Origin of the sequence: Bacillus sp. FSL K6-1218 (assembly GCF_038006445.1) — a bacterium.
In the GTDB taxonomy this organism is placed as follows: domain Bacteria; phylum Bacillota; class Bacilli; order Bacillales; family Bacillaceae_G; genus Bacillus_A; species Bacillus_A thuringiensis_S.
The window spans coordinates 1,069,753-1,095,862 of record NZ_JBBOVE010000001.1; the positions used below are offsets into that span (position 1 = coordinate 1,069,753).

Sequence of the window (26,110 nt, forward strand, 5' to 3'; positions counted from 1 at the left end):
GAAAATGGACGTTGTTAGAAGATTAGAACAAGCTGAATACTACGTAGACCTACTATTTAAAATGATTGATGAAGAGAAGTGTCCATTTTATTCTTTGATCATAAAGAAAAAAGCTCGTAAAAAAGATATTGAACGTATACTAAATCTTTGCGAAAAACTGAACGAGCAATATGTAGTGGAGAAAGCAGAAGGGCTTCTTTTGTTCGATGCGCTGTTAAATCAATTTGAAAAAGCGCTTCCACATCAGCTCGAAGTACACGAAACTGCGGAAGCGCTAGCAAAACAAGGTTTATTTAAGCCGCTTATGAATGAATTCTTAAGCATGATTGCGAAAAAATAAATAGATTATTTCTTAACTAACTTTTGATCGGATTCTGTAAAGTTCTCTTCAATATCTTCTAATGATTTCTCAAAAATATCGATAAAGTCTTGTCCGTAAATATTACGCAGGATTGCAATCAGTTCGATATTTTCTGGGAACTTCCCATAAAAATTACGAAGTGCAAGAGCCCCATTAAACACTGAATTATTTTCAGGATCATACTCTTCCATTAAGCGAAGTAGTAATTCTTCCCCTTTGTCTGTAATTTCAATGTACGTATTTCGTTTATCATCTTCCTTTTTTGAGAATACAAGATAGCCGCGTTCTTCCAGCTTTTTCGAGAAGTTAAACGCTGTTGATACGTGCATAACTCCAAACTTAGCAATCTCAGAAATAGAAGCCCCTTTTAAATGATAAGCGATTGTTAAAATATGATGTTCATTAATATTTAAATCGTAAGGTTTAATCCACTGCTGCCAATCTTTCTCTACACATTTCCATAACGCTTTCGATAATTGAGCAATGCGTTGGCTGAAAATCATCGCTTCTTTTACCGAGTAATCTTTTTCTCCACTTTTCATTTACTCACCCACTTTAACATTCTTTTTCATTACTATCTATTATGCCAGTAAAATAAAAATTAATAAAGTCTTTTTGTAAGAATTGTGAAAATTTTTTAACAAAATGACATTCTATACAAATCATGCATAACTATGGAAGCGTTTTATGAGTCGTGAATACATGCGTTGTCCTTACATGTTAATTGATAACATATATTGTAAATGCATAAAAACACGGCATATCTATACGATATGCCGTGTCAAGGTCAATTTATATAAAAAATATTTGTTATATGCAAAAAACTAAGCAGGAATTTGTTTACGCTTTTTCTGGAACAGCTTCTTGTAGTTTCTCAATTGACTTTTGGATGTCCAAAATTTCTTTCTCAATATGGCGCTTGTTTTGAGAAATATCTTGTTTCCAGTTAGAAAGCGTGTCTTGCATGTCATCTTTTAGTTCTTGAAACACTTCTTTACCTTCTGAAGCAGTTTCAACAATTTGACGCTTTAATAATTTCGTATCAGCTGTAATATCAGCTAAAGTCTTTTTAATATCATTTCCTTTTTCTTTTAACTTGCCGCGCATGTCTTTACCAGAAGAAGGAGTTGAGAAAAGAACGGCTAGTCCAGCAACTGCTCCCCCGCAAATAACACCTGTAATAAAGGATTTAGCTTTTGACATAAAAGGAGACCTCCTTATTTTTTGTTCGTATTCATGATGTGAAAAAATATGCATATCTTTCTTATATGTGCTAGGCACAAACAATCATCCCTGAGCATTTTAGGTGAAGAAACAAGCCATGCGGAATTTGATGACTTCAGGGAAGTGGCTTGTTATGTATTACGCCTTCTTATAGTGTCATTATTTCACACTATTTGCAATTGTACTTGCGATGTTTTGTAAATTTTCCATAGTGTATTCATTTTGGTGTGATTTCCAAACAGCACCGAAACCATCTTTTTCACCGTAGCGTGGAATTAAATGAAGGTGGAAGTGGAACACAGTTTGTCCAGCTTTTTCACCGTTATTGTTAAGTAGGTTAAAGCCAACTGGATTAAACTCTGCTTTAATCGCATTTGAGATTTTTGGAACGACAGAAAAAATGTGTGATGCGATTTCTGGCGTTAACGCAAAAATGTCTTGTTTGTGAACTTTCGGAATAACAAGAGTATGTCCTTTTGTTACTTGACTAATATCTAAAAATGCAAGCACATGTTCATCTTCGTATACTTTTGAGCAAGGGATTTGCCCGTCAATGATTTTACAAAAAATACAATTGTCTGCTGTATGATTCATTGATCTCATCCTTTCAAATATCCTTAGCCGTATTTTACCATAATTACATAAGAGAACAAACACGAAAAACAGGAAGCTGACTCAGCTTCCTGTTTTCTGAAGAGGGATTGAAAAAGCATTATCGTAATTTACGTTTCGCAGACACCTCATTTATTTAAGAAATGCACGGTAAATCGGCTAAAGTTTCTGCCGTAGACACCCCATTTTCAAGTGAAATGAATTGCAATCTTTTTTTAAAATGAAATTGTTTATTTTTTAAAACAGTATATGCTCTTTCGGAGACACCCCGTTTCGAAAATGAAACAAATAATCTGGTTATGTGTAAATTTCATTGTCCAACATGGACACCCCATTTCATGATGACTTCACTATGTTGTTGTACTCATCAATTGGTGGTTGCTTTTTCAATGTGTTCCTTCTTCAATAATTATGATGTCCGCTTTCGGGAAAATATATGCTAATAAATTTAAATTTTTTTTTTGAGTACATGGATACTATGTAGTACAGCATAATTTTTGGTAAGATGAATATAGAATGAATACTAATGAAGAAAGTGGTGTCGTATGAGCGAGTTATTGCGTGTAGAAAATGTTACAGGAGGATATACGAAACGACCTGTATTAAAAGACGTTTCGTTCTCTGTTAATAAAGGCGAACTTGTCGGCTTAATCGGTTTAAATGGAGCTGGTAAAAGTACGACGATTAAACATATTATCGGTTTAATGGAACCGAAAAAAGGAACTGTCACAATTAATGGGAAAACAATTCGTGATGATATGACAGCGTACCGTTCTAGCTTTTCATTCATTCCAGAAACGCCGGTATTATATGATGAATTAACGTTAGAAGAGCATTTGAAATTAACAGCGATGGCGTACGGCGTCGATGAAAAACAATATGAAGAACGTGTAGGACAACTATTACATGAATTTCGCATGAAAAATCGTTTAAAATGGTTTCCATCTCATTTCTCAAAAGGGATGAAACAAAAAGTAATGATTATGAGCGCGTTTTTAGTTGAGCCATCTCTTTACATAGTAGACGAACCTTTCGTTGGATTAGATCCGTTAGCAATTCAATCTCTTCTTCAAATGATGGATCAAATGAAAAAGAGTGGAGCCGGTATTTTAATGAGCACACATATTTTAGCGACGGCAGAGCGTTATTGTGATTCGTTCATTATTCTGCATCAAGGTGAAGTAAGAGCGAAGGGAACATTAGCTGAACTGCAATCACAGTTTAATATGCCAGGTGCAACGTTAGATGATATTTACATCGCGCTAACAAAGGAAGAAGATTATGAATAGCACAGCGTTATGGAAAGAACGATTTCGTCACTTTCTAAAAGAAGTTCGTACATATAGTAAATACGTATTTAATGATCATTTGAAATTTATTTTCGTGTTCATCATCGGTGCGGGAGCGTATTATTACCAGCAATGGTTACAAACGTTAACATCTTCCTTTCCAACTGCGCTCGTAATGGCAGTATTAATTGGACTCGTGTTAACAGCTGGATCCATTCAAACGTTATTAAAAGAAGCGGATCTCGTTTACTTACTGCCAGTTGAAGAAAAGTTAAAACCTTACTTCACCAAGGCATTTCTTTTTACATTTATGATTCAGTTATACATGATCGCAATCGTAGCAGCTGCGCTTGCTCCGTTATACTTCCAACAAATGAAGCAAACAGGTGCTGGATACATTTGGATCGTCCTCGCATTTGTCATTGTAAAAGCGTGGAATTTATTTGTAGCGTGGGAAAAGTCATTTTTAACAGATCAAAATATACAAAGGGCTGATTGGTTTATTCGTTTTATCCTAAACGGTTTATTTGTATATTTCCTTGTAGAACGTACTTCAGTTCTTTTCATTGGCGGAATCGTTCTGCTCATGGTGTTATATCTTGCTATCATGCATCAAATGGTAAAAGGAAAGCCGCTAAACTGGGAGTATTTAATTTCTGAAGAAGGTAAGAAAATGATGCTGCTGTACCGAATTGCGAATATGTTCGTTGATGTACCAGCATTAAAAGAAAGAGTATCTCGCCGAAAATGGCTGGATTTCATTCTGTCGATAATCGGCGAAAAGCGTACATATTTATACTTATATACGAGAACGTTTTTAAGATCCGGTAACTATTTTGGATTATATGTGCGCCTGCTCGCTCTTGGCGGAGTTATTCTTTACTTCATTCCGTTTTTATACGGGCGATTTATCGTAAGTTTTATTTTCCTATACTTAATTGGCTATCAGCTATTAACTTTATGGAAACATCACCGCATGAAAATTTGGCTTGATTTGTATCCAGTAAAGGTAGATGAAAAGAAGAAAGATTTTCTTACTTTATTAAATGCGATTCTAATCATCGGGAGCGTAATCTTTACAGTTATATTTGCACTAGCAACGAAAGATTTCATAATGACAGGAATTTTACTTGTCGTAAGCATAGTATTTAGTATCGGTTTCGTTTACCAATACGGTGCGAAGCGCATTGATCGTTTAAATTGAAAGGAATGAACCTATGATTACATATGAAGAAAAGGTTATAAAAGAGCTGGAGCAGTGGAAAGCTACATTCATGAAAGATTCTTCTATGATGACACGGTTCTCAAAGAAAGTGCAGACGAAAGTACAACAGCTCATTCCGGCGAAAGTACAAAAGGTGCTAACAGAGACGATTCGGATGATGGTGCAAACAATCAGCGCCGGATCAAACTTTATAAAGCCGAAGCTAAAAGAGACGACATGGTCACTGCAAAGACGTGATGACGAAGTGCGTAAAAAAATGGATGAGTACAAAAAAATAGCTGCGGCAGAAGGAGCGGGGACGGGAGCTGGCGGTATTCTCCTTGGCCTTGCTGACTTTCCGCTTTTACTCGGCATTAAAATTAAATTTTTATTCGATGCAGCGACATTGTACGGATTTGATACGAGTAAACAAGAAGAGCGTCTTTTTATCCTTCACGTTTTCCAGCTTGCCTTTTCAAGTGACGATCACCGAAAAGAAATATGGAAAGCAATTGAAACGTGGGATACAGAAAAAGAAAATCATATGGACTGGGAAAAGTTCCAAACAGAATACCGAGACTATATCGATTTAGCGAAAATGCTTCAGCTCGTACCAGTAATTGGTGCCCCGGTAGGCGCATATGCGAACTATCAATTGCTGCAAAGGCTTGGAGAAGTGACGATGAATTGTTATCGTATGCGATTGCTAAATAGAAAGTAAAAAAAGCATCCTAAATGTGTGATTTAGGATGCTTTTTTTAGAAGTTAATTCCGCTATAGCCAACTCCGACTACAATCAATATGATAAAGAGTACAATAATGGATGGAACTCCGCTTTTATTATCGTGACCAGCCTCATCGCCGCCTTTATCCCGCTGTTTATGGAGGGTGATTAAAGTTTCACTTTATCAAGAACTTCCTGTGTAAACTCTTATTAACTTGCAAATTATTCAGTTTCATTTTATAATTTGCTTACCGACCGGTAAGTAAAAATAAGTGAGGTACAGTATGACAAAGAATTTACAAACATCACAAAACATTGTAGAGGCATCATTTAAACTCATGGCAGAGCACGGCATTGAGAAGATGAGCCTTTCCATGATTGCGAAAGAGGTAGGTATTTCAAAACCGGCTATTTATTATCATTTTTCTTCTAAAGAAGCGTTAGTTGATTTTTTATTTGAAGAGATTTTTTCTGATTATCATTTTGCAAATTACTTCGATAAAGAGCAGTATACGAAAGAAAACTTTGCAGAAAAGCTAATCGCAGATGGTTTACATATGCTTTCTGAGTATGAAGGGCAAGAAGGAATACTACGCGTTATCAATGAATTTATCGTAACTGCATCGCGAAATGAAAAGTATCAGAAACGATTATTTGAAATACAAGAGGATTTCTTACATGGTTTCCACGATTTATTGAAGAAAGGCGCGAGACTGGGCGTTGTGTCACAACATGCAACGGAAGAAAATGCTCATACGCTAGCGCTCGTGATCGATAATATGAGCAATTATATGCTCATGGGATTTCAGTTAAAATATAAAGAAATTTGGATTCGAAATGTGAAAAGCGTCATGAAGGAGGAGTAAAAATGAAAATGCAAAAAAACTGGTGGCTCGGTTTTCTTGGATTCATTGGAGTTTATAAAATTCCAGGTATGATAGAGGCTTTTCAAGCAGATGGAAGTTGGATGAAGTTAATCGGTTTCATTTGGCTACTTTGGTTTGGATATTTTATTCCAGAGAGGAAAGAAGATTGAATTTTAATTTTCTGTAAAGTTATGTAAAATATAGATTGAGAGTATTCGTATATTAGATTACTAGATTTGGAGTGGTTACATGGATCCATTGAAAAATGAAATTAACCCTGACATGGTCAAGGTGTGGAAAGTTCGTGCTGTAATTGAAGAAGGGATCGGTATACTCGTCATTTTAGCTTACCTTTTTCTCATGATAAAGTTTGATTGGTGGGCGTGGATTTTGTATGTGATGATTGGGCTAACAGTTGTGTTCGCGCCATTTTCGTACTTCTTATTCCCGAAACTACGTCAACGTTATTACAGCTACCAACTAAATGAAGAAGAGCTTGAAATTCAGCACGGTCTTTTCGTCGTAAAGCGTGTATTAGTACCGATGATTCGTGTGCAGCACGTTACGATTGAACAAGGACCAATTATGAGAAAATACGGATTAGCAGAATTACACATTTCAACAGCAGCAACTTCTCATAGCATCCCAGGTTTAACGATGTATGAAGCTGAAATGTTGAAAACGAAAATCGCAGAATTAGCGAAAGTGAGTGATGAGGATGTATAAGAGGCAGCATCCAATCACGATGTTATTAGAATTAAAAATAACAGATTTTATACCACTCATTATTTTTATGTTTAGCTTAAACGGAAAATTCCCGTTTTGGTATTTAATTCCCGCAGGATTCGGTTTACTCACCGTCTTTTCAGCGTTTGAAAAATGGTATTACACAACATATTGGGTTGAAAATAACGTATTACATGTGAAAAAAGGTCTCTTCGTGAAAAAGGAGAGCTACTTAAATAAAGAACGTGTTCAAACGATTAATACAAGTTCTAACGTACTATATCAAATACTCGGTTTGAAAAAAATTCAGATTGAAACAGCTGGCGGAGGCGATGAAGCAGAAGTTAGCTTAGCTGGAATTACGGTAGAAGAAGCGACGGAGCTTATTACTTTGCTAAATGAGCCAACTCCAGAAGTGAAAGCAGAAAAAACGTTAGACGAAGCAGCAGAAAATACAGTAGAAAAAGCAATCGTTACAGAGGAAAAGCAAACGACAGAGTACAAGTTAACGTGGAAAGAGATTTTAATAGCGTCTGTTACATCTGGTCAATTTGGAGTATTATTCTCTTTAATCTTTTTCGTTTATCACCAAGTAGATGAGTATATTCCGAAATGGATAAAAAATAGTGTGACGTCATATGTAATGGACCACGATATATATGGCTGGATTTATATGGTAGCTGTTTTACTTGTTGTTTCTTGGATGATATCTACAATTGGCTACGCGTTAAAACACGGTAACTTCACAGTAAATCGAAAAAATGATGAAGTCCGTATTTGCCAAGGGCTACTGGAAAGAAAAGAACTCGTACTAAAGCTACACCGTATTCAAGGGATTACGATAAAAGAAGGCATTTTACGCCAACCGTTCGGTTATTGTGCTGTGCAAGTAGAAGTCATTCAAAGTGAGGGAAAAGAAGAAAAAGTTACACTGCATCCTATCATTCGAAAAGATCGAGTGCAACAGTTACTCGCGCATTTACAATTACCATACGAACTGAATGCAAATATTACTTCGTTACCAAAAGCAGCATTACGCCGCTATCTTATTGATAGTTTCATCTTTTTCGCTATGTTCGCAATCCCGCTTACTGGAATAAGCATATATTTTGAAAAGTATTACATCATGTGGGCATTACTACCGCTTGCAATCTTTATCTTTACACTTGGCTACGCAACATTTAAAACAAATGGTTACAGTGTTAACGGAGAACAAATTACACTTGTCTATCGTAGCGTCGGAAAATATACAGGACTTATTAGAAGAAGACACGTCCAATCAATGGAGAAAACGCAATCCTATTTCCAGCGCCAGGCAGGTTTATGTACGTATAAGTTTTCTAGTGCATCATCTAGTTATAAAATAGAGCATACGAGAGTAGAAGATGCGGAGAGAATGCAGGATTGGTATAAGAAGAAAATAAATGAGAAATAACCAGAGAAAGCTTGCCTATTATGAAGGGCAAGCTTTTTTGTTATAGGGAAAAGAGTGGTTTAATCCATTTATTAGTACAACTACAGCACACATGTATCAATACGCATGAAAAAAGGTAATATGCTTCTGTTTTAGGAAAATATGTGGGATTTTTGATATAAATGGTATAATAAAATGGAAATAATATTAGGAGGTTATATATGATAAGTCAGTTGAAAAGAGAAGCACTTGATGCATTAAAAGGAAGATGGGGATTAGCGGTAGGGGCAACCTTATTAATTGGAATCCTTATTGGAGCTGTTGAAATGCTAACAACAGGTATTTTCTCGATATTTTGGGGTTGGGAAGAAGCAAGTGATTCACTTACAGTAAGTATTATTGTAATGCTTGTTATAGGTCCATTAACAATAGGTGCCTATTATCTTGTTTTAAATGCAATTCGTGGGACTGATGCTCGCATTGGTCATATATTTAGATGGTTTAGCGATGGAAGTAAGTTGATGAAGTCGTTTTTAACATATTTATTAATGTATGTATACTTGACTCTATGGACATTACTTCTTATTATTCCAGGTATTATTAAATCATTTTCTTATTCTATGACATATTTTATTTTGAATGATCATCCAGAATATACAGCGAATCAAGCGATTACTGAAAGTCGTCGTATGATGAACGGGCATAAAATGGATTACTTTTTACTATGCTTAAGTTTCTTAGGTTGGTTCATTTTAAGTATTCTTACTGTAGGAATCGGTTTCTTATGGTTAGCACCTTATTTCTACGCGACATCAGCCGCATTTTATGAAGAGATTTCAAAAGAATATTATAAAAAAGAAGGCACTACCTTCTAATAAAACATATAAACCATCTGTTCCCTATATTCTTTAGGGGTAGGTGGTTTTCTTTTTTGAGGACTCTGTCTAAAAAATAGGTAAAATTATTTTTAGGAAAAATAAAAGGAGTAACATAAATGAAATATACTTATCCATGTTGCGGGATAAAGTAAATTTCACTAATGGATATATTAGGAATAAATACAAAAGTATAGATGTATAGTCAACTTTGTGTATTTAATGTTATCATATTGAATGATATGGAAATTTTAAATAGAATAAGTAACTAAAAATTCAAAGGTAATGAAGCTTTTGTTGTATAAAGAAAATACTTAGTAGTAATCAACAATATTAAAAATAAGATTCGTATTTATATAAATTTAGTAGAAATGGGGTTTTAAAAAGGAATGAGTATAAGCATAACGCGGCAAAAGATTTTGGCGGCCGCTTCTCAAATTGTGCAATGTAAAGGGGTTGCTAAATTAACCTTAGAAGCAGTGGCAAAAGAGGCGGGTGTAAGTAAAGGTGGATTATTGTATCACTTTTCAAATAAAGAAGCTTTAATAGAAGGTATGATAGTCAGAGGGGTAGAGGATTATGAGGGGGCCATTTACAATAAAGTAGCGGAAGACTCAGAGAAGAAAGGGAGATGGGTTCGCTCTTTTGTAGAGGAAAGATTAAGTAATGAGAGAAGAACAGAAGAGTTGTCTAGTAGTATGATGGCAGCATTCATGTTAAAACCTGAATTACTTGAGCCATTACAACAATCATTTCAGCAACTGCAAAAGAATATAGAAAACGATGAGATAGATTCAGTTTGTGCAACAATTATTAGATTAGCAGCAGATGGATTATGGTATTCGGAATATTTAGGGGTTGGCAGACTAAGCCCCGAGTTAAGAGAAAAAGTGATTCAAGCTCTTATTGGTAATTCATATAAATAGAATATACGAACTATATAATGTGAAAACAATTCACCATTACTTATTTAATGTAGTGGTGAATTGTTTTTTTTATTAGAAAAATAGAACAATTTTATAGAGTATTGAATTATAACCGTCCAGACGGTATAGTAATATTTGGTTTAAGAGGAAAATGAAACAAAAAAAGAATAAAAGATATTTTTAGCACACTATTCGAAAGGATAGGCCGCAAAGCTTAGAGTCTACGGTAATACATATTGGTTACTAAGATCGTCTGGTTGCACATTTTTGATGCAACCGGACGGTCTTTTTTTGTTATATAAATATAAAAAAATAGGAGGGAACTATGCAAATGAAAAGTACTAAAAGGCATATTTCAATGGTTTCATTAGTTTTTCTAGTATTATTTTCAGTGCTGAATGTGTGGGCTCCAGTTATTCAAGCTGCTGTGATGAAAAGTCCAGTGGACGAAATTAATATTTCCCGTACTGACGGCACGACATCTGAACCGTATCAAGCCTCAGATGGTATGAAAGTAGAAGTGAAGTGGTCAGCTAAAGAAAAAATAAAAAGTGGAGATCAATTCACAATTGATATGCCAAAAGAGTTTCGAAAAGACCTTATGAATATGAGTTTTCCTTTAAAAGATGCTGAAGGAAAAACAGTTGGTACATGTGAGATGAAAAAGGGTCTATTAACGTGTACTATGGGTGATTACGTAGAAGGAAAGAATAACATTAAAGGTTCTTTATTCGTAGAATTCTACTTTGGTCTAGAAGCATATGATGGTGTTAAAGAAATTCCATTAGAATTTAACGTTGATGGTCAAATCGTCAATAAAGAAGTAAATGTAAGTAATACGACAGAGAGACCGAAGCCACAGCCCAATACAGATAATCTATTGAAATGGGGTTCTTATAATCAAGAAGATCCTTCGATTGCTGATTGGCTTGTATATGTAAATGCAACTGGAACAGAAATGCAAGATCTTAAATTAACAGATACATTAGGACCTGGGCATGAGTTAATTACAGACAGCGTAGTATTAGAAGAGGCTGTATTTGAAGATGGTTATGCACCAACAAATATTAAGCCAGCAGATTTATCTAACATTAAAATAAATGCAACGAAGACTGGATTTACAATTGAGTTTCCAGACAGTTCAAAAGGTTATATTTTAAGATATAAAACAAAGATTACTAATCCTGCTGCAAAGCCTCATAAAAATACTGTGAAATTAGAAGGTAAAAATATTAAAACTGAAGAAAAAGTAGGACAAGTATTTGTAAGTGGTGGGGGAGGATCCGGTTCAGGTGACAATAATCCACCTAGCATTGAAAAAAATATAGTTGATGAGAATGGCAAGCTTGTAGAGAATGAGCAGTTAACACAAATGGATCAAGTTATTCAATACCAAGTTGGTACACATATACCGAACGATCCTCCTAAATACACATCTATGGTAATTAGTGATGATTTAGAAGATGTTTTAGAAGTATTAGAGGCAAAAGTGTATGATCAAAATGGCCAAGATATTACTTCTAAAGGAACGTTAAATATAGATAAACAAAGAAGTGAAGTAACATTTACGTTTGGTGAGAGTTTTGACTATAAGTCATATGAAGACCAGATAATTAATCTTAGTATCAAGGCGAAAATTAAAAATAATGCAGACTTATCTTCTTACGTAGATAAGAAGATTCCTAATAAAGCGGAATTGCATTTTGATGATAAAACATTAACATCAAAAGAAGTAACTATTACACCGCCTGAAGCTCCAAAAGATGGTACAGTATTGATTCATAAAACAGATTCTGAGAATCCGAATAAAGGGTTAAAAGGTGCAGAATTTGAAGTTCGAAATAGTGCAAATGAAGTTGTTGCAACACTGAAAACGGACGAAAAAGGTTTTTCAGTACCTCAAACTTTAGCTCCTGGGACGTATAAAGTTTATGAAACAGTGGCGCCAGAAGGATATCAAAAATTAACAAGCCCAGTAGAGGTTACACTTCAAGCTGGAGAAACAAAAACAATTGAAATTAAAAACACTATGCAAAAGGGTCAAATTGAAGTAAAGAAAATTGATTCGGAAAATGGTGAAAAACCATTAGCAAATGCAGAGTTTGATATAGTAAAAGACGGTGTAGTAGTCGAACATATTGTTACAGATAAAGATGGTAAGGCAATCTCTAAACCATTAGCACCAGGAAAATATATTTTAAAAGAAACAAAAGCACCTGAAGGCTACCAATTAAAAGAAACAGAGTTCGAAGTAAATGTAACAGGGGACGGCATATTCCCAATACAAGTGGAAAATGCAATGGTAGACAAAGGTAATATAGAAATTACAAAAGTGGACAAAGAAAACGGGGCAGTATTAGCCGGTGTCGAATTTGAAGTCCAAGATGAGAAAGATGGCGTAGTAAGAAAAGTAGTAACAGATAAAGATGGAAAAGCAAACGTTTCAGATCTATCAGTAGGAAAGTACAAATTAGTAGAGACGAAAAGCTTACCAGGTTACAAAAATCTAACAGAACCAGTATTATTTGAAATTACAAAAGGTATGACAAAAGCTTTATCAATAAAAGTAGAAAATGAGCAGTTAGACAAAGGCTCAGTAGAAATTACAAAAATAGATAAAGATAGTCAAAAAGTATTAGAAGGCGTAGTCTTCGAAGTGCAAGATGAGCAAGGAAAAGTAGTAACAGAAGTAAAAACAGATAAATATGGTAAAGCAAAAATCTCAGATTTATCAGTAGGAAAGTACAAATTAGTAGAGACGAAAAGCTTACCTGGCTACAAAAATCTAACAGAACCAGTATCATTCGAAATTACAAAAGGTATGACAACAGTCCTATCATTGAAAGTAGAAAATGAACAGTTAGATAAAGGTTCAGTAGAAATTACAAAAGTAGATAAAGACAACAAAAAAGCATTAAAAGGCGTAGTCTTTGAAGTGCAAGATGAAGCTGGAACAGTAGTAAAGGAAGTAAAAACAGATAAAGATGGTAAAGTAAAAATCTCAGATCTATCAGTAGGAAAGTACAAATTAGTAGAGAAAGAAAGTTTACCAGGCTATAAGAAACTAACAGATCCAGTATTATTTGAAATCAAAAAAGGCATGACTGAAGTTCTATCATTAAAAATAGAAAATGAAATGTTAGATACGGGAAATGTAGAGATAACAAAGATAGATAAAGATAATAAAGCACCGTTAGCGGGAGTAACATTCATCGTCCAAGATGAAAAGGGTAATGAAGTTACAAAAGTAACGACAGATAAAGATGGAAAAGCAAATGTTTCAGATTTACCTGTAGGAAAGTATGAATTAGTAGAGGTAGAAAGTTTACCTGGTTATAAAAAGCTAGAAAAACCAGTATCATTTGAAATCAAAAAAGGCATGACCGAGGTTCTATCATTAAAAGTAGAAAATGAAATGGTGGATACAGGGAATGTAGAGATAACAAAAATAGATAAAGATAGTAAAGCTCCATTAGAAAATGTTGTATTTGAAGTACGTGATTCAAAAGGAAAAGTAGTTGCGAAAGTAACGACGGATAAAGAAGGAAAAGCAAACGTTTCAGATTTACCTATTGGGAAGTATGAGTTGGTGGAAGTAGAAACACCGGCAGGATACAAACCACTAGAAAAGCCAATTTCATTCGAAATTGAAAAGGGTAGAGTAACAGCGCTAAAGCTAACAGTAGAAAATGAATTAGTGGATACAGGAAATGTAGAAATTACAAAAGTAGATAAAGAAAATAAAGATGCTTTAGCTGATGCAGTATTTGAGATTCAAGATGCAGCAGGACAAGTAGTCGCTAAAATAACGACAGATAAAAAAGGACAAGCACAAGTTACTAATTTATCAGTCGGCACATACAAGTTAGTAGAAGTAAAGGCACCAAAAGGGTATAAACAATTAGTAGATCCGATTACTTTCCAAATTGAAAAAGGCATGACAAAATCTCTTGCTTTAACAGTAGAAAACGAAATGTTAGACAAGGGAAATGTGGAAGTAACAAAAGTAGATAAAGATAGTCAAAAAGTATTAGAAGGCGTAGTCTTCGAAGTTCAAGACGACAAAGGCAAAGTAGTAACAGAAGTAACGACAGATAAAGATGGAAAAGCAAACGTTTCAGATCTATCAGTAGGAAAATACAAATTAGTAGAGACGAAGAGCTTACCAGGTTACAAAAAATTAACGGAACCAGTATCATTCGAAATCAAAAAAGGTATGACGAAAGTCTTATCACTGAAAGTAGAGAACGAACTGTTAGATAAAGGTTCAGTAGAGATTACAAAAGTAGACAAAGAAAGTGGCGCAGTATTAGCGGGCGTAACATTCGAAGTGCAAGATGAAAAAGATAAAGTAGTAACAAAAGTAACGACAGATAAAGATGGAAAAGCAAACGTTTCAGAGTTATCAGTAGGAAAATATAAGCTAGTAGAGGTAGAAAGCTTACCAGGATATAAAAAATTAGCAAAACCAGTATCGTTTGAAATTAAAAAAGGTATGACAGAAGTTTTATCATTAAAAGTAGAGAATGAACAGTTAGATAAAGGTTCAGTAGATATTACAAAAGTGGACAAAGACAGCCAGAAGGCATTAGAAGGCGTAACATTCGAAGTGCAAGATTCAAAAGGCAAAGTAGTAACAAAAGTAAAAACAGATAAAGAAGGAAAAGCAACAATTTCAGGTCTATCTGTAGGGAATTACAAACTAGTAGAAGTAGAGAATTTACCAGGCTACAAAAAATTAACAGAGCCAGTATCATTCGAAATTAAAAAGGGTATGACAGAAGTCTTATCATTAAAAGTAGAGAATGAACAGTTAGACAAAGGTTCAGTAGAAATCACAAAAGTAGATAAAGATAGTCAAAAAGTATTAGAAGGCGTAGTCTTCGAAGTACAAGATGAGCAAGGCAAAGTAGTAACGGAAGTAAAAACAGATAAAAATGGTAAAGCAAAAATCTCAGACTTATCTGTAGGAAAGTACAAATTAGTAGAGAAAGAAAGCTTACCAGGTTACAAACAATTAACAGAACCAGTATCGTTTGAAATCAAAAAAGGAATGACAGAAGTTCTATCATTAAAAATAGAAAATGAAATGGTAGATAAGGGAAATGTAGAAATTACAAAAATAGATAAAGATAATAAGGCACCGTTAGCAGGTGTAGTCTTTGAAGTTCAAGACGACAAAGGCAAGGTAGTAACGAAAGTAACGACAGATAAAGCTGGAAAAGCAACAGTTTCAGATTTATCAGTAGGAAAGTACAAGCTAGTAGAAGTAGAGAGTTTACCAGGCTACAAAAAATTAGAAAAGCCTGTACCATTTGAAATTACAAAAGGTATGACAAAATCTTTAACGTTCACTGTAGAAAATGAAATGGTAGATACGGGGAATGTAGAAATCACAAAAATAGATAAAGACAGTAAAGCTCCATTAGAAAATGTTGTATTTGAAGTACGTGACTCAAAAGGAAAAGTAGTTGCAAAAGTAACAACGGATAAAGAAGGAAAAGCAAACGTTTCAGATTTATCTATTGGAAAGTATGAGTTAGTAGAAGTAGAAACACCGACAGGATACAAGCCACTAGAAAAGCCAGTTTCATTCGAAATTGAAAAAGGTAGAGTTACAGCATTACAATTGACTGTAGAAAATGAATTAGTGGATGTAGGAAATGTAGAAATTACAAAAGTAGATAAAGATAGCCAAAAAGTATTAGAAGGCGTAGTCTTCGAAGTACAAGATGAGCAAGGCAAAGTAGTAACAGAAGTAACGACAGATAAAGATGGAAAAGCAAACATTTCAGATCTATCAGTAGGAAAATACAAATTAGTAGAGACGAAGAGCTTACCAGGTTACAAAAAGTTAACGGAACCAGTATCATTCGAAATTAAAAAAGGTATGACGAAAGTTTTATCATTGAAAGTAGAGAATGAACAGTTAGACAAAGGTTCAGTGGAGATTACAAAAATGGCTGCTGAAAGCAAGGAAGTCTTATCAGGAGCTGTGTTTGAAGTTCATGATGAAGCGGGCAAAGTAGTAGTGAAAGTAACAACAGATAAAGATGGAAAGGCAAAAATCGCAGATCTATCTGTAGGTAACTACACACTAGTAGAAGTAGAAGCACCAAAAGGATATGAAAAATTAACTAATCCAATTCCATTTGAAATTACAAATGGAATGATAAATGCAGTTCAATTAGAAGTATTAAACAAATTGAATCATTTAGCACCACCAGGTCCAGAAAAACCAGATCCAGAAAAACCTGGAACACCAGATCCAGAAAAACCTGGAACACCAGATCCAGAAAAGCCTGGAACACCGAATCCAGAAAAGCCTGGAACACCGAATCCAGAAAAGCCTGGAACACCGAATCCAGAAAAGCCTGGAACACCGAATCTAGAAAAACCTGGAACACCGAATCCAGAAAAACCTGGAACACCAAATCCAGAGAAACCTGGAACACCGAATCCAGAAAAACCTGGAACACCAAATCCAGAGAAACCTGGAACACCGAATTCAGAAAAACCGGAAAAAGAATTACCGAAGACAGGGCAGAAAATGCCTGTGGAACCATATATGGGAGCACTTCTTGTAATGATGAGTTTTGGATTATTCGTATTAGGTAGAAAACAGCAGAGATAATAAAAGTGAAAAGGTATCCTCAAAGTATTTGAGGATACCTTTTTTAGCATAAAAAAAGCATCTAGCAAAAGAACTAGATGCAAATAAAAACACATGGGAAGACAAAATTCTTCCCGTTTCCCGTATGTAATTATATCAAAAAATTTATAAAAAACTAGCTATATTTAAAATATAATTTTAAAAAAAGTTATATACATAAATAATTGCAATACTCGCAGTTTTCTCTTTCCAAAAAATACATTTCTTTAATTTAGAATATTAAGACTAATATTGATAAATCTTCAGATAATTAGAAAAAATAATCAAAAGGATATATAATATTGCTTAAGAAATAGTTTTAATGGATTACATATAGTTCATTTGGTGTATTAATTGAATATCATAATTTTTAATTTTATTAAGCAAGAATCTCGGTTACGTATTGCATTTCTAACATAGGGTGAGAAAGAAAAATACAATAGTGTGGAGGTTTTTATAATGACGTTTGTTCTTAGTAAAATGAGTGGCTTTAGCATAGAAGAAAAGGTACATGAATTTGAATCTAAAGGATTCCTTGAAATCTCAAATGAAATCTTTTTACAAGAGGAAGAGAATCATCGTTTATTAACACAAGCACAGTTAGATTATTATAATTTGGAAGATGATGCGTACGGTGAATGCCGTGCTAGATCTTATTCAAGGTATATAAAGTATGTTGATTCACCAGATTATATTTTAGATAATAGTAATGATTACTTCCAATCTAAAGAATATAACTATGATGATGGCGGTAAAGTTAGACAGTTCCATAGCATAAATGATAGTTTTTTATATAATCCTTTAATTCAAAATATCGTGCGTTTCGATACTGAATTTGCATTTAAAACAAATATAATAGATACAAGTAAAGATTTAATTATAGGTTTACATCAAGTAAGATATAAAGCTACTAAAGAAAGACCATCTTTTAGTTCACCTATTTGGTTACATAAAGATGATGAACCAGTAGTGTTTTTACACCTTATGAATTTAAGTAATACAGCTATTGGCGGAGATAATTTAATAGCCAATTCTCCAAGGGAAATTAATCAGTTTATAAGTTTGAAGGAGCCTTTAGAAACTTTAGTATTTGGACAAAAGGTTTTCCATGCCGTAACGCCACTTGGAACAGAATGTAGTACTGAGGCTTTTCGTGATATTTTATTAGTAACATTTTCTTATAAGGAGACAAAATGAGAGAGAATAAAATAATTATGATTTCTGGAGCCAATAGTGGTATAGGTCATGCTTGTATAAAATACTTTTTAGAAAAATCCTTTCATGTAATAGCGCTTGATATTAATAATAATAATTTAATAGATTATATGAAAACAGACATGCCTTTGAAAGTAGTGCAAATTGATTTAAGTAATAGCGAAGCGATTCATAATCTTTTTACTCAATTAGATTTAGAAAACCTTTCTCCTGATATATTAATAAATGCTGCTGGTATTCGAGAGATAACACCCGTTTTAAATTTATCCGATGATATGTTTAAAAAAGTAATTGATGTAAATTTAGTAGCCCCATTTATCCTTTCTAGGGAAGTAGCGAAGCGATGGTGTGAATCAAAAATAAAAGGTTGTATTGTGAATATAGCATCGGTTTCTGGATTAATGGCTGAACCAGAGCGAGCTGCTTATGTGGCATCAAAGCATGCCTTAATCGGATTGACTAAACAGATGGCTATGGAATTTGGGAAGCAAAATATAAGAGTAAATAGTATTTCTCCCGGTGTTATTAGAACTGAACTTACAGAAGAATACTTTAGTAATACAGCCTTGATGTCTATGATAAAAAGTAATCAATCTTTAGATACTTGGGGGTTGCCGCAGGATATTGTTTCATGTATTGAGTACTTGATTTCTGATCAGGCCCGCTTTATTACTGGTTCTAATTTTGTAATTGATGGTGGTTGGACCGCTGGGAAAAACTTGTAATTGAGTGTTTTTGAGGAAAAGCACCTGTCCTTTTTTAAGGCTGGTGTTTTTCTCACTATAAACCGATTTTTTATTGGAGGGGGATTAATTTGCTTCAAAAAAGTTTTAAGCAAGAGAAAACGGTACCGGCTTTAAAGATGATAGCATCAATGGTTATCTTTGGATCAGTTGGATTTTTTTCAGTTCAAACAAACTTACCTTCGTTTGAATTAGTGTTTGTAAGGTGTATTTTTGCGACAATATTTTTAAGTGTATGCTGGTTGCTTACAGGGCAATATAAACAAGATAAATGGGAACGAAAAGAAGTTATTCAAGTTTTAATATGTGGCTTTTTCTTAGTATTTAATTGGGTTTTCTTATTTAAAGCCTTTGAAAATATGTCAGTTACAATTGCTATCTCAGTTTATCATCTTGCACCAGTAATTGTACTGTTAATTGGAAGTATCGTCTTTAAAGAAAAATTAACATTAATATCTATTATTTCAATAATTGTGTGTTTTGCAGGAGCTTTATTAATTGCTGGTATCGATGGAAGCTTCTCTTTCGGTTCATTAATGTCTTCAGGTATGATATGGGGATTTCTTGCAGCTCTCTTTTATGCATTTACAACTTTATTTGGTAAAGGGATTAATAAAATGAGTGCGTATGCAATGACATTTTTACAAACATTCTTGGGGATATTTCTTTTAATACCATTTATAGATTTAGATGCTTTTAGTGGCCTCACTCAAAGTAATTGGACATATATTATAGCTACTGGTTTTATTCACACAGGGATAGTGTATTATCTGTTTTTTGATAGTTTACGCCATTTATCTACAAAAACAATCTCAATATTAGTTTTTTTAGATCCGGCAGTGGCAATATTATTAGATACTGTACTTACTGGATTCCGTCCAACTTTAATGCAAATAACAGGAATTCTTTTTATTTTTATTGGCATGACTTTAACATTAAAAAAATCTAAAGATAAAAAACTGAGCCAAAAAGAAAAGCGAATTGAAAGCGATGCTAGTATATCTCAACAATGATGAAATATATTGTGTATAAAACGATAAACCTTGCATGAATCATGTAAGGTTTATTTTAGTTCAATATAATTCATATTTATAATATATAATTTTCAAAACTGGGTATGTTTTTCTTTAATATGCTTTTGATTCAACTATTTTTATTTGACTATAAATTTACAAAAATGTATATAAAACCTTATTTTTTGATAATATATAAGTAATAAATTCATAGAATTGGAGTGATGAGATGCAGCCGTTAGAAAGGGAGATTCATTCTAATATGCTGAAAGTGTGGAGGATTCACGCTTTAATTGGGGCGGCAGTTATACTAACAGTCGTAATTGCGTATTTCTTTTTTATGATTAACTTTAACTGGTGGGGCTGGTTGTTTGGACTATTAGTAACAGGAGCCATTATGTTTATTCCACTTGATTATTTTGTGTTTCCAAATTTACGTCAGCGCTATTATAGTTACAGATTAAATGAAGAAGAGATTGAGATTCAAAAGGGAATGTTCGTTGTAAAACGCGTACTTATTCCGATGATCCGTGTGCAGCACGTAACGATTGAGCAAGGGCCAATTATGAGAAAGTATAATTTAGCAGAATTACACATTTCAACAGCCGCAACTTCTCATAGTATCCCAGGTTTAACGAAAGAAGAAGCAGAACAGCTGAAAAGACAAATTGGAGAACTTGCGAAAGTGAGTGATGAGGATGTATAAGAGGCAACATCCGATCACGATATTGTTAGGTATTAGGGTTGCGAGTTTGTTGCCACTTATTATTCTTGTTTTATTTAAACCTGATGAACAAGTGGAACCTTGGTATTTATTTTATCTTTTCCTTCTGGTTGTTTTATTCATCATGGCTATTTTTTCAGCAATTAAATGGTATTTTAAAGTGTACTGGATTGAGAATAATATTTTACATATAAAGCACGGTGTTTTTGTAAAGAAGGAAAGCTATTTAAATAAAGAGCGTGTACAAAATATTAGTACGTCTTCTAACATCATTTATCAAATGCTCGGACTTATGAAGTTAAATATAGAAGTAGCCGGTGGTGGTAATGAACCAGAAGTGATGTTGGCTGGTATTAAAGAAGACGAGGCAAAACATTTAATCTCTTTATTACATAAGAAAGAAACTACTGTAAAAGAAGAAATAGAAGAGGAAGAAAGCAAGACGGTTTATCAGTTAACAGCGAAAGAGGTTTTAGCCGCAGCGATTACATCTGGTCGGTTCGGACTAGTGTTCTCTGGACTAGTACTTCTTTACACAAAGTTTGATTTTGTTCTTCCTGAAGGATTCACAAGTAAAGTAGAAGCGTATGTGATGGGAAACGGTGTTTATAAACTAATTGTAATTGCATTAATTTTAATGGCAATTTCGTGGATTATTTCCACGGCTGGATATGTGTTGAAATATGCAAACTTTAAAATTGAGCGAAAAGGGGAAGAGATTCGTATCGTTCAAGGATTATTTGAAAAGAAAGAGTTTGTCTTAAAATTGCACCGCATTCAAGCGATTACTGTAAAAGAAGGTATGCTTCGCCAGCCGTTTGGCTATTGTGCTGTTGAAGTGGAAGCAATTCAAAGTATTGGAGCAGCAAGTAACGAAGTAATGTTGCATCCATTTATGAAGAAAAAAGATGTACAGCATCTGCTCACATATTTAGAGTTACCTTATGAAATCGAAGCGGAGATCGTTCACTTACCAAAAACAGCGTTGCGTCGTTATTTCATTATGGGCTGGTTAATAAGTATCATACTCACAGTTCTAATTGCCAGCGTGAGTATATATTTTAAACAATATATTGCGTTGTTTGTTATTTTACCGTTATTTATCGTGTTTTCGTTACTTGCGTATGCTAGATATAAAAGTGGCGGTTATGAATTAAGAGAAAATCAACTAACGGTTGTATATCGTAATTTTTCGAAATATACAGGAATAATGCGAAGAAGACATGTTCAAGTAGTAGGTTATGATCAATCGTATTTTCAAAGAAAAGATGAATTATGTACAACTCTTGTAGCGGTAGCCGGGCGCGGTTATGAAGTAAAGCATATGAGAAAAAAAGATTCACTTCGTATATATAATTGGTACAAAGAAAAAGGAAACACCGGTGTGTAATGGTGTTTCCTTTTTGTCATTAAATCGATATCTTTAGTCGAATCGTTGATATATTTCAAGATGTGATAGATAAATTGAAAAAATCGTTGATATATTCAAAGATATGATAGATATATTCGAAAAATCGTTAATATAATTTCACGTACTGTCAGTGGTGTATCACTTTTTAATTAAACTAACACATCAAAAGTAGTCACAAAAGAAGGACGAGAGAAAATACTCTTTTGCTGTTCTGCATGTGGATGCGCTTGAGCCTGAGGTTGTCCTTCTGCTTGCGTGGGGCGTTTTTTATGAGCGTTTTCGAATGAACGTGATTCTGTCCAATCTTTAAAGTTTTGCTCTGTTTCCCACATCGTTAAGATGACATATGTATCGTTACTTAATGGGCGTAGAACACGGATTGCTTGGAATCCTGGTTCGTTTTCAATAAGGCCTGCGCGGTTTTTAAAGCGGTTTTCAAATACAGGGCGACCTTCGTCTGTTACAGAAATGTTGTTACAAACGATATAGCCAGGTTGTCCTTTAAATTCACCGACAGCATCTAGTACGTCATACTTAAGTGAGCCTTCTACAGATTCTTCTGTATTTTCTTTATAAAACATATTTTTCTCATCATTTTTTGCAGTGAAATGTGCTTGTTCTAGAGGTGTTTCGTATGAAATAATAGCCTTCATTTTAGTGCCCCCTTAATAGTTTGTTTCTATTATATCAACTCTCTTAAAAAACTTCGAAGATTATATACATAAAGATACTTCTTTTTCAAATAATAAATGTACCATCATTTGGAAAGAAGGACGATGTATGAAGAAAGTAAAGTGGACTTTATTAGGTGGCGTCGCAACGTTCGTAGTAGCGATTGTACTCTATAAACTTATCGTGTTAGCTGGTGGCTATATGATGGATGAAAAGCAGCTCGTTTTCCACTCTTCATCACGTATCGTTGACCAGAAAGGGAAAGAAATTACGAAATTATACGTAGAAAATAGGGAGCTCGTACCGATCGAGCAAATTCCGAAGTATGTGCAGCAGGCGTTTGTTGCGGTGGAAGATTCTCGTTTTTATGAGCATCAAGGAATTGATTATCCGTCTATATTCCGTGCTCTTTATAAAGATACGTTAGCTGGAGAAAAGGTAGAGGGCGGTAGTACCATTACGCAGCAACTCGCTAAAAATGTCTTTTTAACTCGTGAAAAAACATTTACGCGCAAATTGAAGGAAGTCGCAATCTCTCTTCAATTAGAGCAAAAATATACGAAGCAACAAATTCTTGAAATGTATATGAATCATATTTATTTTGGTCATGGGGCTTACGGTATTCAAGCAGCAGCAAAGCTGTATTTTAATAAAAATGTTGAGGATTTAACAGTAGAGGAAGGGGCAATGCTTGCAGGTCTTCCGAAGTCACCAAACGGATATTCACCGTACTACTCTGCAGAGAAGAGTAAGGAACGCCGCGATCTCGTGTTGTCACTTATGCATAAACAAGGCTATTTGACTGCAGAAGAAAGCGTTCGTTATCAAGGGAAGATAATTGCTCTATATAAAAACTTAGATGAGAATGAGCTTGCATATATGCCGTATATTGATATGGTCATAGATGAAGCCGCTCGTTTATACGGGTTGTCTCATCAAGAAGTACTTCGCGGAGGATATACGTTTGTCGTACCTATGGATGAAAAAATTCAAAAGGTAGCGTATAACCAGTTTCAAGATGCAAGGAATTTTCCTGGGAAAGAAGAAGGGGCGCAAGGTGCATTTTTATTAATGGATAATCGTACGGGAGGGATTAAAGCGGCGATTGGGGGAAGAAAGTACGTCCCGAGAGGATTTAATCGTGTTTTTGCCAAAAGGCAGCCTGGATCTGTTTTAAAACCACTTATCGTTTATGCACCAGCACTAGAAACGAAAAAGTATAATCCGTATTCTTTATTAACGAATGAAAGAAATTCTTTTGAAGGGTATGAACCTCGAAATTATAATCATGAGTATTCAAAAGAAATGACGATGTATGATGCGATTTTAGAGTCGGCAAACGTACCGGCAGTTTCTTTATTAAATGAGTTAGGGGTAGAAGAAGGAAAGCAATATTTAGAAAAAGGAAATGTCCATATTGCAGATGCTGGTTTAAGTACAGCGCTTGGCGGATTGAAAAATGGTGTTTCAACATTTGATCTTGTAAAAATGTATCGTTCGTTTTTAGCAAATGGAAATATTATCGAGCCGCACGTTATTGATAAAGTATTAAATAGACACGGTGCAGTCATTGGGGAATCTCCAAAAGTAGAGACGAAAATCTTCTCGAAGCAGACAGCATGGTATATGACAAAAATGTTAGAAGGAGTTGTGAAGGAAGGAACAGCGAGAGTTGGTGTATATAACGGTGCGTTAGCTGGAAAAACGGGTACAACTTCATTGCCAAATGACGATAAGGGAGCAAGAGATATGTGGTTCGTCGGCTATACACCGAAATTAGTAGGCGCTGTTTGGATTGGTTATGACCGCACGGATAAGGAGCATCAGTTGCAAGGAGAAAGTGCGTCTGCAACAAAATTGTTTAAGAAAATTTTAACGAAGGCTAATGTAGAACATAAAGAGAAGTTTATGAAGCCTGAAGGTGTGGAAACAATCGGTGCTCCGATTCGGCTGCGCAAAATTGAAGATGTAAAAATGAAACTATCATTTAGCCCTTTCGGTTTATTTAAAGCAAAATTAAGCTGGACGCCACTTCCAGATAACAGAATTATGTACCGAATCTATAGAGTGGAGAACGGAATTCATACGCATGTTAGCACTGTAAATGGCGCTGGGGAATATGAGGAAAAGTTCGTTAACATATTTTCAAAACCGAGCTTTTACGTTGTACCATATAATACACAAACGAATCGTGAAGGAGAAAAGTCAAAAGTAGCTAAACCATAGTTTTTCTCTGTGTTATAATAAGAATGTTGTGAAAATAGTAAGCGTTTTTACGAATGTTTGTGTCAATTTAATGAACAACGTACATAATATTATGCATTTTGTTTTTACAAGCTGTATAGTAAAAAAAGATAAATATCGAACGTATTCGAAGCATTGGTAAGGAAGGGAGCAAGGGTCTTGGTAAGAACTATAAATGAGACATTTTTAAAAGCATGTAGGGGGGAACGTACCGATTATGTACCAGCATGGTATATGCGTCAAGCAGGTCGTTCACAGCCGGAATATAGAAAGATTAAAGAAAAGTATTCTTTATTTGAAATTACACACAATCCAGAGTTATGTGCTTACGTTACAAAATTGCCGGTTGATCAATATAACGTAGACGCAGCAATTCTTTATAAAGATATTATGTCACCACTACCTGCAATTGGTGTGGATGTAGAAATTAAATCTGGTATTGGCCCAGTTATCGATAACCCAATCCGTTCTTTACAAGACGTAGAAAAACTAGGGGAAATCAATCCAGAAGATGACGTACCGTACATACTAGATACAATTCGTTTATTAACGACAGAAATGTTAGACGTACCGTTAATCGGTTTTTCAGGAGCTCCATTTACATTAGCGAGCTATATGATTGAAGGTGGTCCATCTCGTAACTACCATAATACGAAAGCGTTTATGTATGCAGAGCCGAAAGCTTGGTTCGCATTAATGGATAAGCTAGCAGATATGGTTATTACATATTTAAAAGCGCAAATTAACGCAGGAGCAAAAGCAGTTCAAATTTTCGATTCTTGGGTTGGAACAGTAAACGTAGCAGATTACCGCGTATTTATTAAACCAGCAATGGAGCGTATTTTTGCAGAAGTTCGCACGATGGGTGTACCGATGATTATGCATGGCGTAGGAGCTGCACACTTAGTAAATGAATGGCACGACTTACCGCTTGATGTAGTTGGCTTAGATTGGCGCTTACCGATCGAAGAAGCACGTGCACGCGGCGTTCATAAGGCGGTACAAGGAAATATGGACCCTTCGTTCTTACTTGCACCATGGTCTGTTATTGAAGAACATGTAAAAGGTATTTTAGATCAAGGGATGAAACAGCCGGGTTATATCTTTAACTTAGGTCACGGTGTATTCCCAGAAGTAAATCCGGATACATTAAAACGTTTAACTACATTTATTCATGAATACTCTAAAGGGCAGTTAGCGAAGTAAAGGAGAATT

At 34.7% G+C, this 26,110-nt stretch carries 23 protein-coding genes and 1 riboswitch; of the genes, 18 read left to right on the top strand and 5 right to left on the bottom strand.

What is annotated here, in order from left to right:
- The first annotated feature begins 4 nt into the window (after window positions 1–4).
- Window positions 5–340, top strand: coding sequence for a DUF1878 family protein (locus MHI26_RS05615; RefSeq protein ID WP_000383657.1), 336 nt, complete (start codon window positions 5–7; stop codon window positions 338–340).
- 5 nt (window positions 341–345) lie between these two features.
- Here MHI26_RS05615 and MHI26_RS05620 read toward each other — a convergent pair whose 3' ends face one another.
- The 3 genes from MHI26_RS05620 to MHI26_RS05630 all read right to left on the bottom strand — a co-directional run bounded on the left by MHI26_RS05620 (window position 346) and on the right by MHI26_RS05630 (window position 2,179).
- Window positions 346–903 carry an HTH-type transcriptional regulator Hpr gene (locus MHI26_RS05620; protein WP_000834924.1) on the bottom strand — a complete coding sequence of 186 codons (558 nt, stop codon included), beginning with the start codon at window positions 901–903 and terminating at the stop codon, window positions 346–348.
- A 298-nt stretch (window positions 904–1,201) separates the two neighbouring features.
- The gene (locus MHI26_RS05625) at window positions 1,202–1,564 is read right to left on the bottom strand and encodes a YtxH domain-containing protein (protein WP_000030302.1); all 363 of its coding nucleotides are present in this window, start codon (window positions 1,562–1,564) and stop codon (window positions 1,202–1,204) included.
- 180 nt (window positions 1,565–1,744) lie between these two features.
- Window positions 1,745–2,179: an HIT family protein gene (locus tag MHI26_RS05630; RefSeq protein ID WP_016082593.1), complete on the bottom strand. Its 435-nt coding sequence runs from the start codon at window positions 2,177–2,179 to the stop codon at window positions 1,745–1,747.
- A 563-nt stretch (window positions 2,180–2,742) separates the two neighbouring features.
- Between MHI26_RS05630 and ecsA the strand changes: the two genes are divergently transcribed.
- Genes ecsA through ecsC form a run of 3 tightly spaced genes read left to right on the top strand, consistent with a single transcriptional unit; the run spans window position 2,743 to window position 5,411 of the window.
- Window positions 2,743–3,486 carry an ABC transporter ATP-binding protein EcsA gene (gene ecsA / locus MHI26_RS05635; RefSeq protein ID WP_001292597.1) on the top strand — a complete coding sequence of 248 codons (744 nt, stop codon included), beginning with the start codon at window positions 2,743–2,745 and terminating at the stop codon, window positions 3,484–3,486.
- On the top strand, window positions 3,479–4,690 hold the full coding sequence (gene ecsB / locus MHI26_RS05640) for an ABC transporter permease EcsB (protein WP_061666644.1): 1,212 nt from the start codon (window positions 3,479–3,481) through the stop codon (window positions 4,688–4,690). Before ecsA ends, ecsB begins: the two co-directional genes overlap by 8 nt.
- Before the next feature lie 13 nt (window positions 4,691–4,703).
- Window positions 4,704–5,411, top strand: coding sequence for an ecs operon protein EcsC (gene ecsC / locus MHI26_RS05645; protein ID WP_000634137.1), 708 nt, complete (start codon window positions 4,704–4,706; stop codon window positions 5,409–5,411).
- Window positions 5,412–5,448: 37 nt separating this feature from the next.
- On the opposite strand, the gene MHI26_RS05650 is transcribed toward ecsC, so the two are convergent.
- Entirely contained in the window at window positions 5,449–5,583 is a 135-nt protein-coding gene (locus MHI26_RS05650; RefSeq protein ID WP_116366711.1) for a sporulation protein YjcZ, read from the bottom strand.
- Window positions 5,584–5,698: 115 nt separating this feature from the next.
- Between MHI26_RS05650 and MHI26_RS05655 the strand changes: the two genes are divergently transcribed.
- The 12 genes from MHI26_RS05655 to MHI26_RS05710 all read left to right on the top strand — a co-directional run bounded on the left by MHI26_RS05655 (window position 5,699) and on the right by MHI26_RS05710 (window position 21,958).
- Window positions 5,699–6,280: a TetR/AcrR family transcriptional regulator gene (locus MHI26_RS05655; protein ID WP_000164835.1), complete on the top strand. Its 582-nt coding sequence runs from the start codon at window positions 5,699–5,701 to the stop codon at window positions 6,278–6,280.
- Window positions 6,281–6,282: 2 nt separating this feature from the next.
- Window positions 6,283–6,450, top strand: a complete 168-nt coding sequence (locus MHI26_RS05660) for a hypothetical protein (protein WP_000783816.1) — start codon at window positions 6,283–6,285, stop codon at window positions 6,448–6,450.
- 79 nt (window positions 6,451–6,529) lie between these two features.
- Window positions 6,530–7,006 carry a PH domain-containing protein gene (locus MHI26_RS05665; RefSeq protein ID WP_000371370.1) on the top strand — a complete coding sequence of 159 codons (477 nt, stop codon included), beginning with the start codon at window positions 6,530–6,532 and terminating at the stop codon, window positions 7,004–7,006.
- The gene (locus tag MHI26_RS05670; RefSeq protein WP_061666645.1) at window positions 6,999–8,441 is read left to right on the top strand and encodes a PH domain-containing protein; all 1,443 of its coding nucleotides are present in this window, start codon (window positions 6,999–7,001) and stop codon (window positions 8,439–8,441) included. The genes MHI26_RS05665 and MHI26_RS05670 overlap by 8 nt, the downstream gene beginning before the upstream one ends.
- Before the next feature lie 200 nt (window positions 8,442–8,641).
- On the top strand, window positions 8,642–9,295 hold the full coding sequence (locus tag MHI26_RS05675) for a DUF975 family protein (RefSeq protein WP_000625402.1): 654 nt from the start codon (window positions 8,642–8,644) through the stop codon (window positions 9,293–9,295).
- A 389-nt stretch (window positions 9,296–9,684) separates the two neighbouring features.
- Window positions 9,685–10,221 (top strand): TetR/AcrR family transcriptional regulator, encoded by a 537-nt coding sequence (locus tag MHI26_RS05680; RefSeq protein WP_000028019.1) that lies wholly within the window; start codon window positions 9,685–9,687, stop codon window positions 10,219–10,221.
- Between the two features lie 172 nt (window positions 10,222–10,393).
- A riboswitch (cyclic di-GMP riboswitch) is annotated at window positions 10,394–10,486 on the top strand.
- 60 nt (window positions 10,487–10,546) lie between these two features.
- The gene (locus MHI26_RS05685; RefSeq protein WP_061666646.1) at window positions 10,547–16,855 is read left to right on the top strand and encodes a SpaA isopeptide-forming pilin-related protein; all 6,309 of its coding nucleotides are present in this window, start codon (window positions 10,547–10,549) and stop codon (window positions 16,853–16,855) included.
- A 477-nt stretch (window positions 16,856–17,332) separates the two neighbouring features.
- The gene (locus tag MHI26_RS05690) at window positions 17,333–18,070 is read left to right on the top strand and encodes a 2OG-Fe dioxygenase family protein (RefSeq protein ID WP_000144818.1); all 738 of its coding nucleotides are present in this window, start codon (window positions 17,333–17,335) and stop codon (window positions 18,068–18,070) included.
- A complete protein-coding gene (locus tag MHI26_RS05695; RefSeq protein ID WP_001208944.1) occupies window positions 18,067–18,813 on the top strand; it encodes an SDR family NAD(P)-dependent oxidoreductase in 747 nt (248 codons plus the stop codon). The genes MHI26_RS05690 and MHI26_RS05695 overlap by 4 nt, the downstream gene beginning before the upstream one ends.
- An 89-nt stretch (window positions 18,814–18,902) precedes the next feature.
- Window positions 18,903–19,844: a DMT family transporter gene (locus tag MHI26_RS05700; protein ID WP_000939628.1), complete on the top strand. Its 942-nt coding sequence runs from the start codon at window positions 18,903–18,905 to the stop codon at window positions 19,842–19,844.
- Window positions 19,845–20,073: 229 nt separating this feature from the next.
- Window positions 20,074–20,550 (top strand): PH domain-containing protein, encoded by a 477-nt coding sequence (locus MHI26_RS05705; RefSeq protein ID WP_061666647.1) that lies wholly within the window; start codon window positions 20,074–20,076, stop codon window positions 20,548–20,550.
- Window positions 20,543–21,958: a PH domain-containing protein gene (locus tag MHI26_RS05710; protein WP_061666648.1), complete on the top strand. Its 1,416-nt coding sequence runs from the start codon at window positions 20,543–20,545 to the stop codon at window positions 21,956–21,958. Before MHI26_RS05705 ends, MHI26_RS05710 begins: the two co-directional genes overlap by 8 nt.
- Window positions 21,959–22,128: 170 nt before the next feature.
- On the opposite strand, the gene hmoB is transcribed toward MHI26_RS05710, so the two are convergent.
- Window positions 22,129–22,632, bottom strand: coding sequence for a heme-degrading monooxygenase HmoB (gene hmoB, locus MHI26_RS05715; RefSeq protein ID WP_061666649.1), 504 nt, complete (start codon window positions 22,630–22,632; stop codon window positions 22,129–22,131).
- Between the two features lie 127 nt (window positions 22,633–22,759).
- Between hmoB and MHI26_RS05720 the strand changes: the two genes are divergently transcribed.
- Together MHI26_RS05720 and hemE are read left to right on the top strand one after the other, a co-directional pair.
- A complete protein-coding gene (locus MHI26_RS05720; protein ID WP_061666650.1) occupies window positions 22,760–24,877 on the top strand; it encodes a transglycosylase domain-containing protein in 2,118 nt (705 codons plus the stop codon).
- A gap of 177 nt (window positions 24,878–25,054) precedes the next feature.
- On the top strand, window positions 25,055–26,101 hold the full coding sequence (gene hemE, locus MHI26_RS05725; RefSeq protein ID WP_000252614.1) for a uroporphyrinogen decarboxylase: 1,047 nt from the start codon (window positions 25,055–25,057) through the stop codon (window positions 26,099–26,101).
- Window positions 26,102–26,110 lie beyond the last annotated feature (9 nt).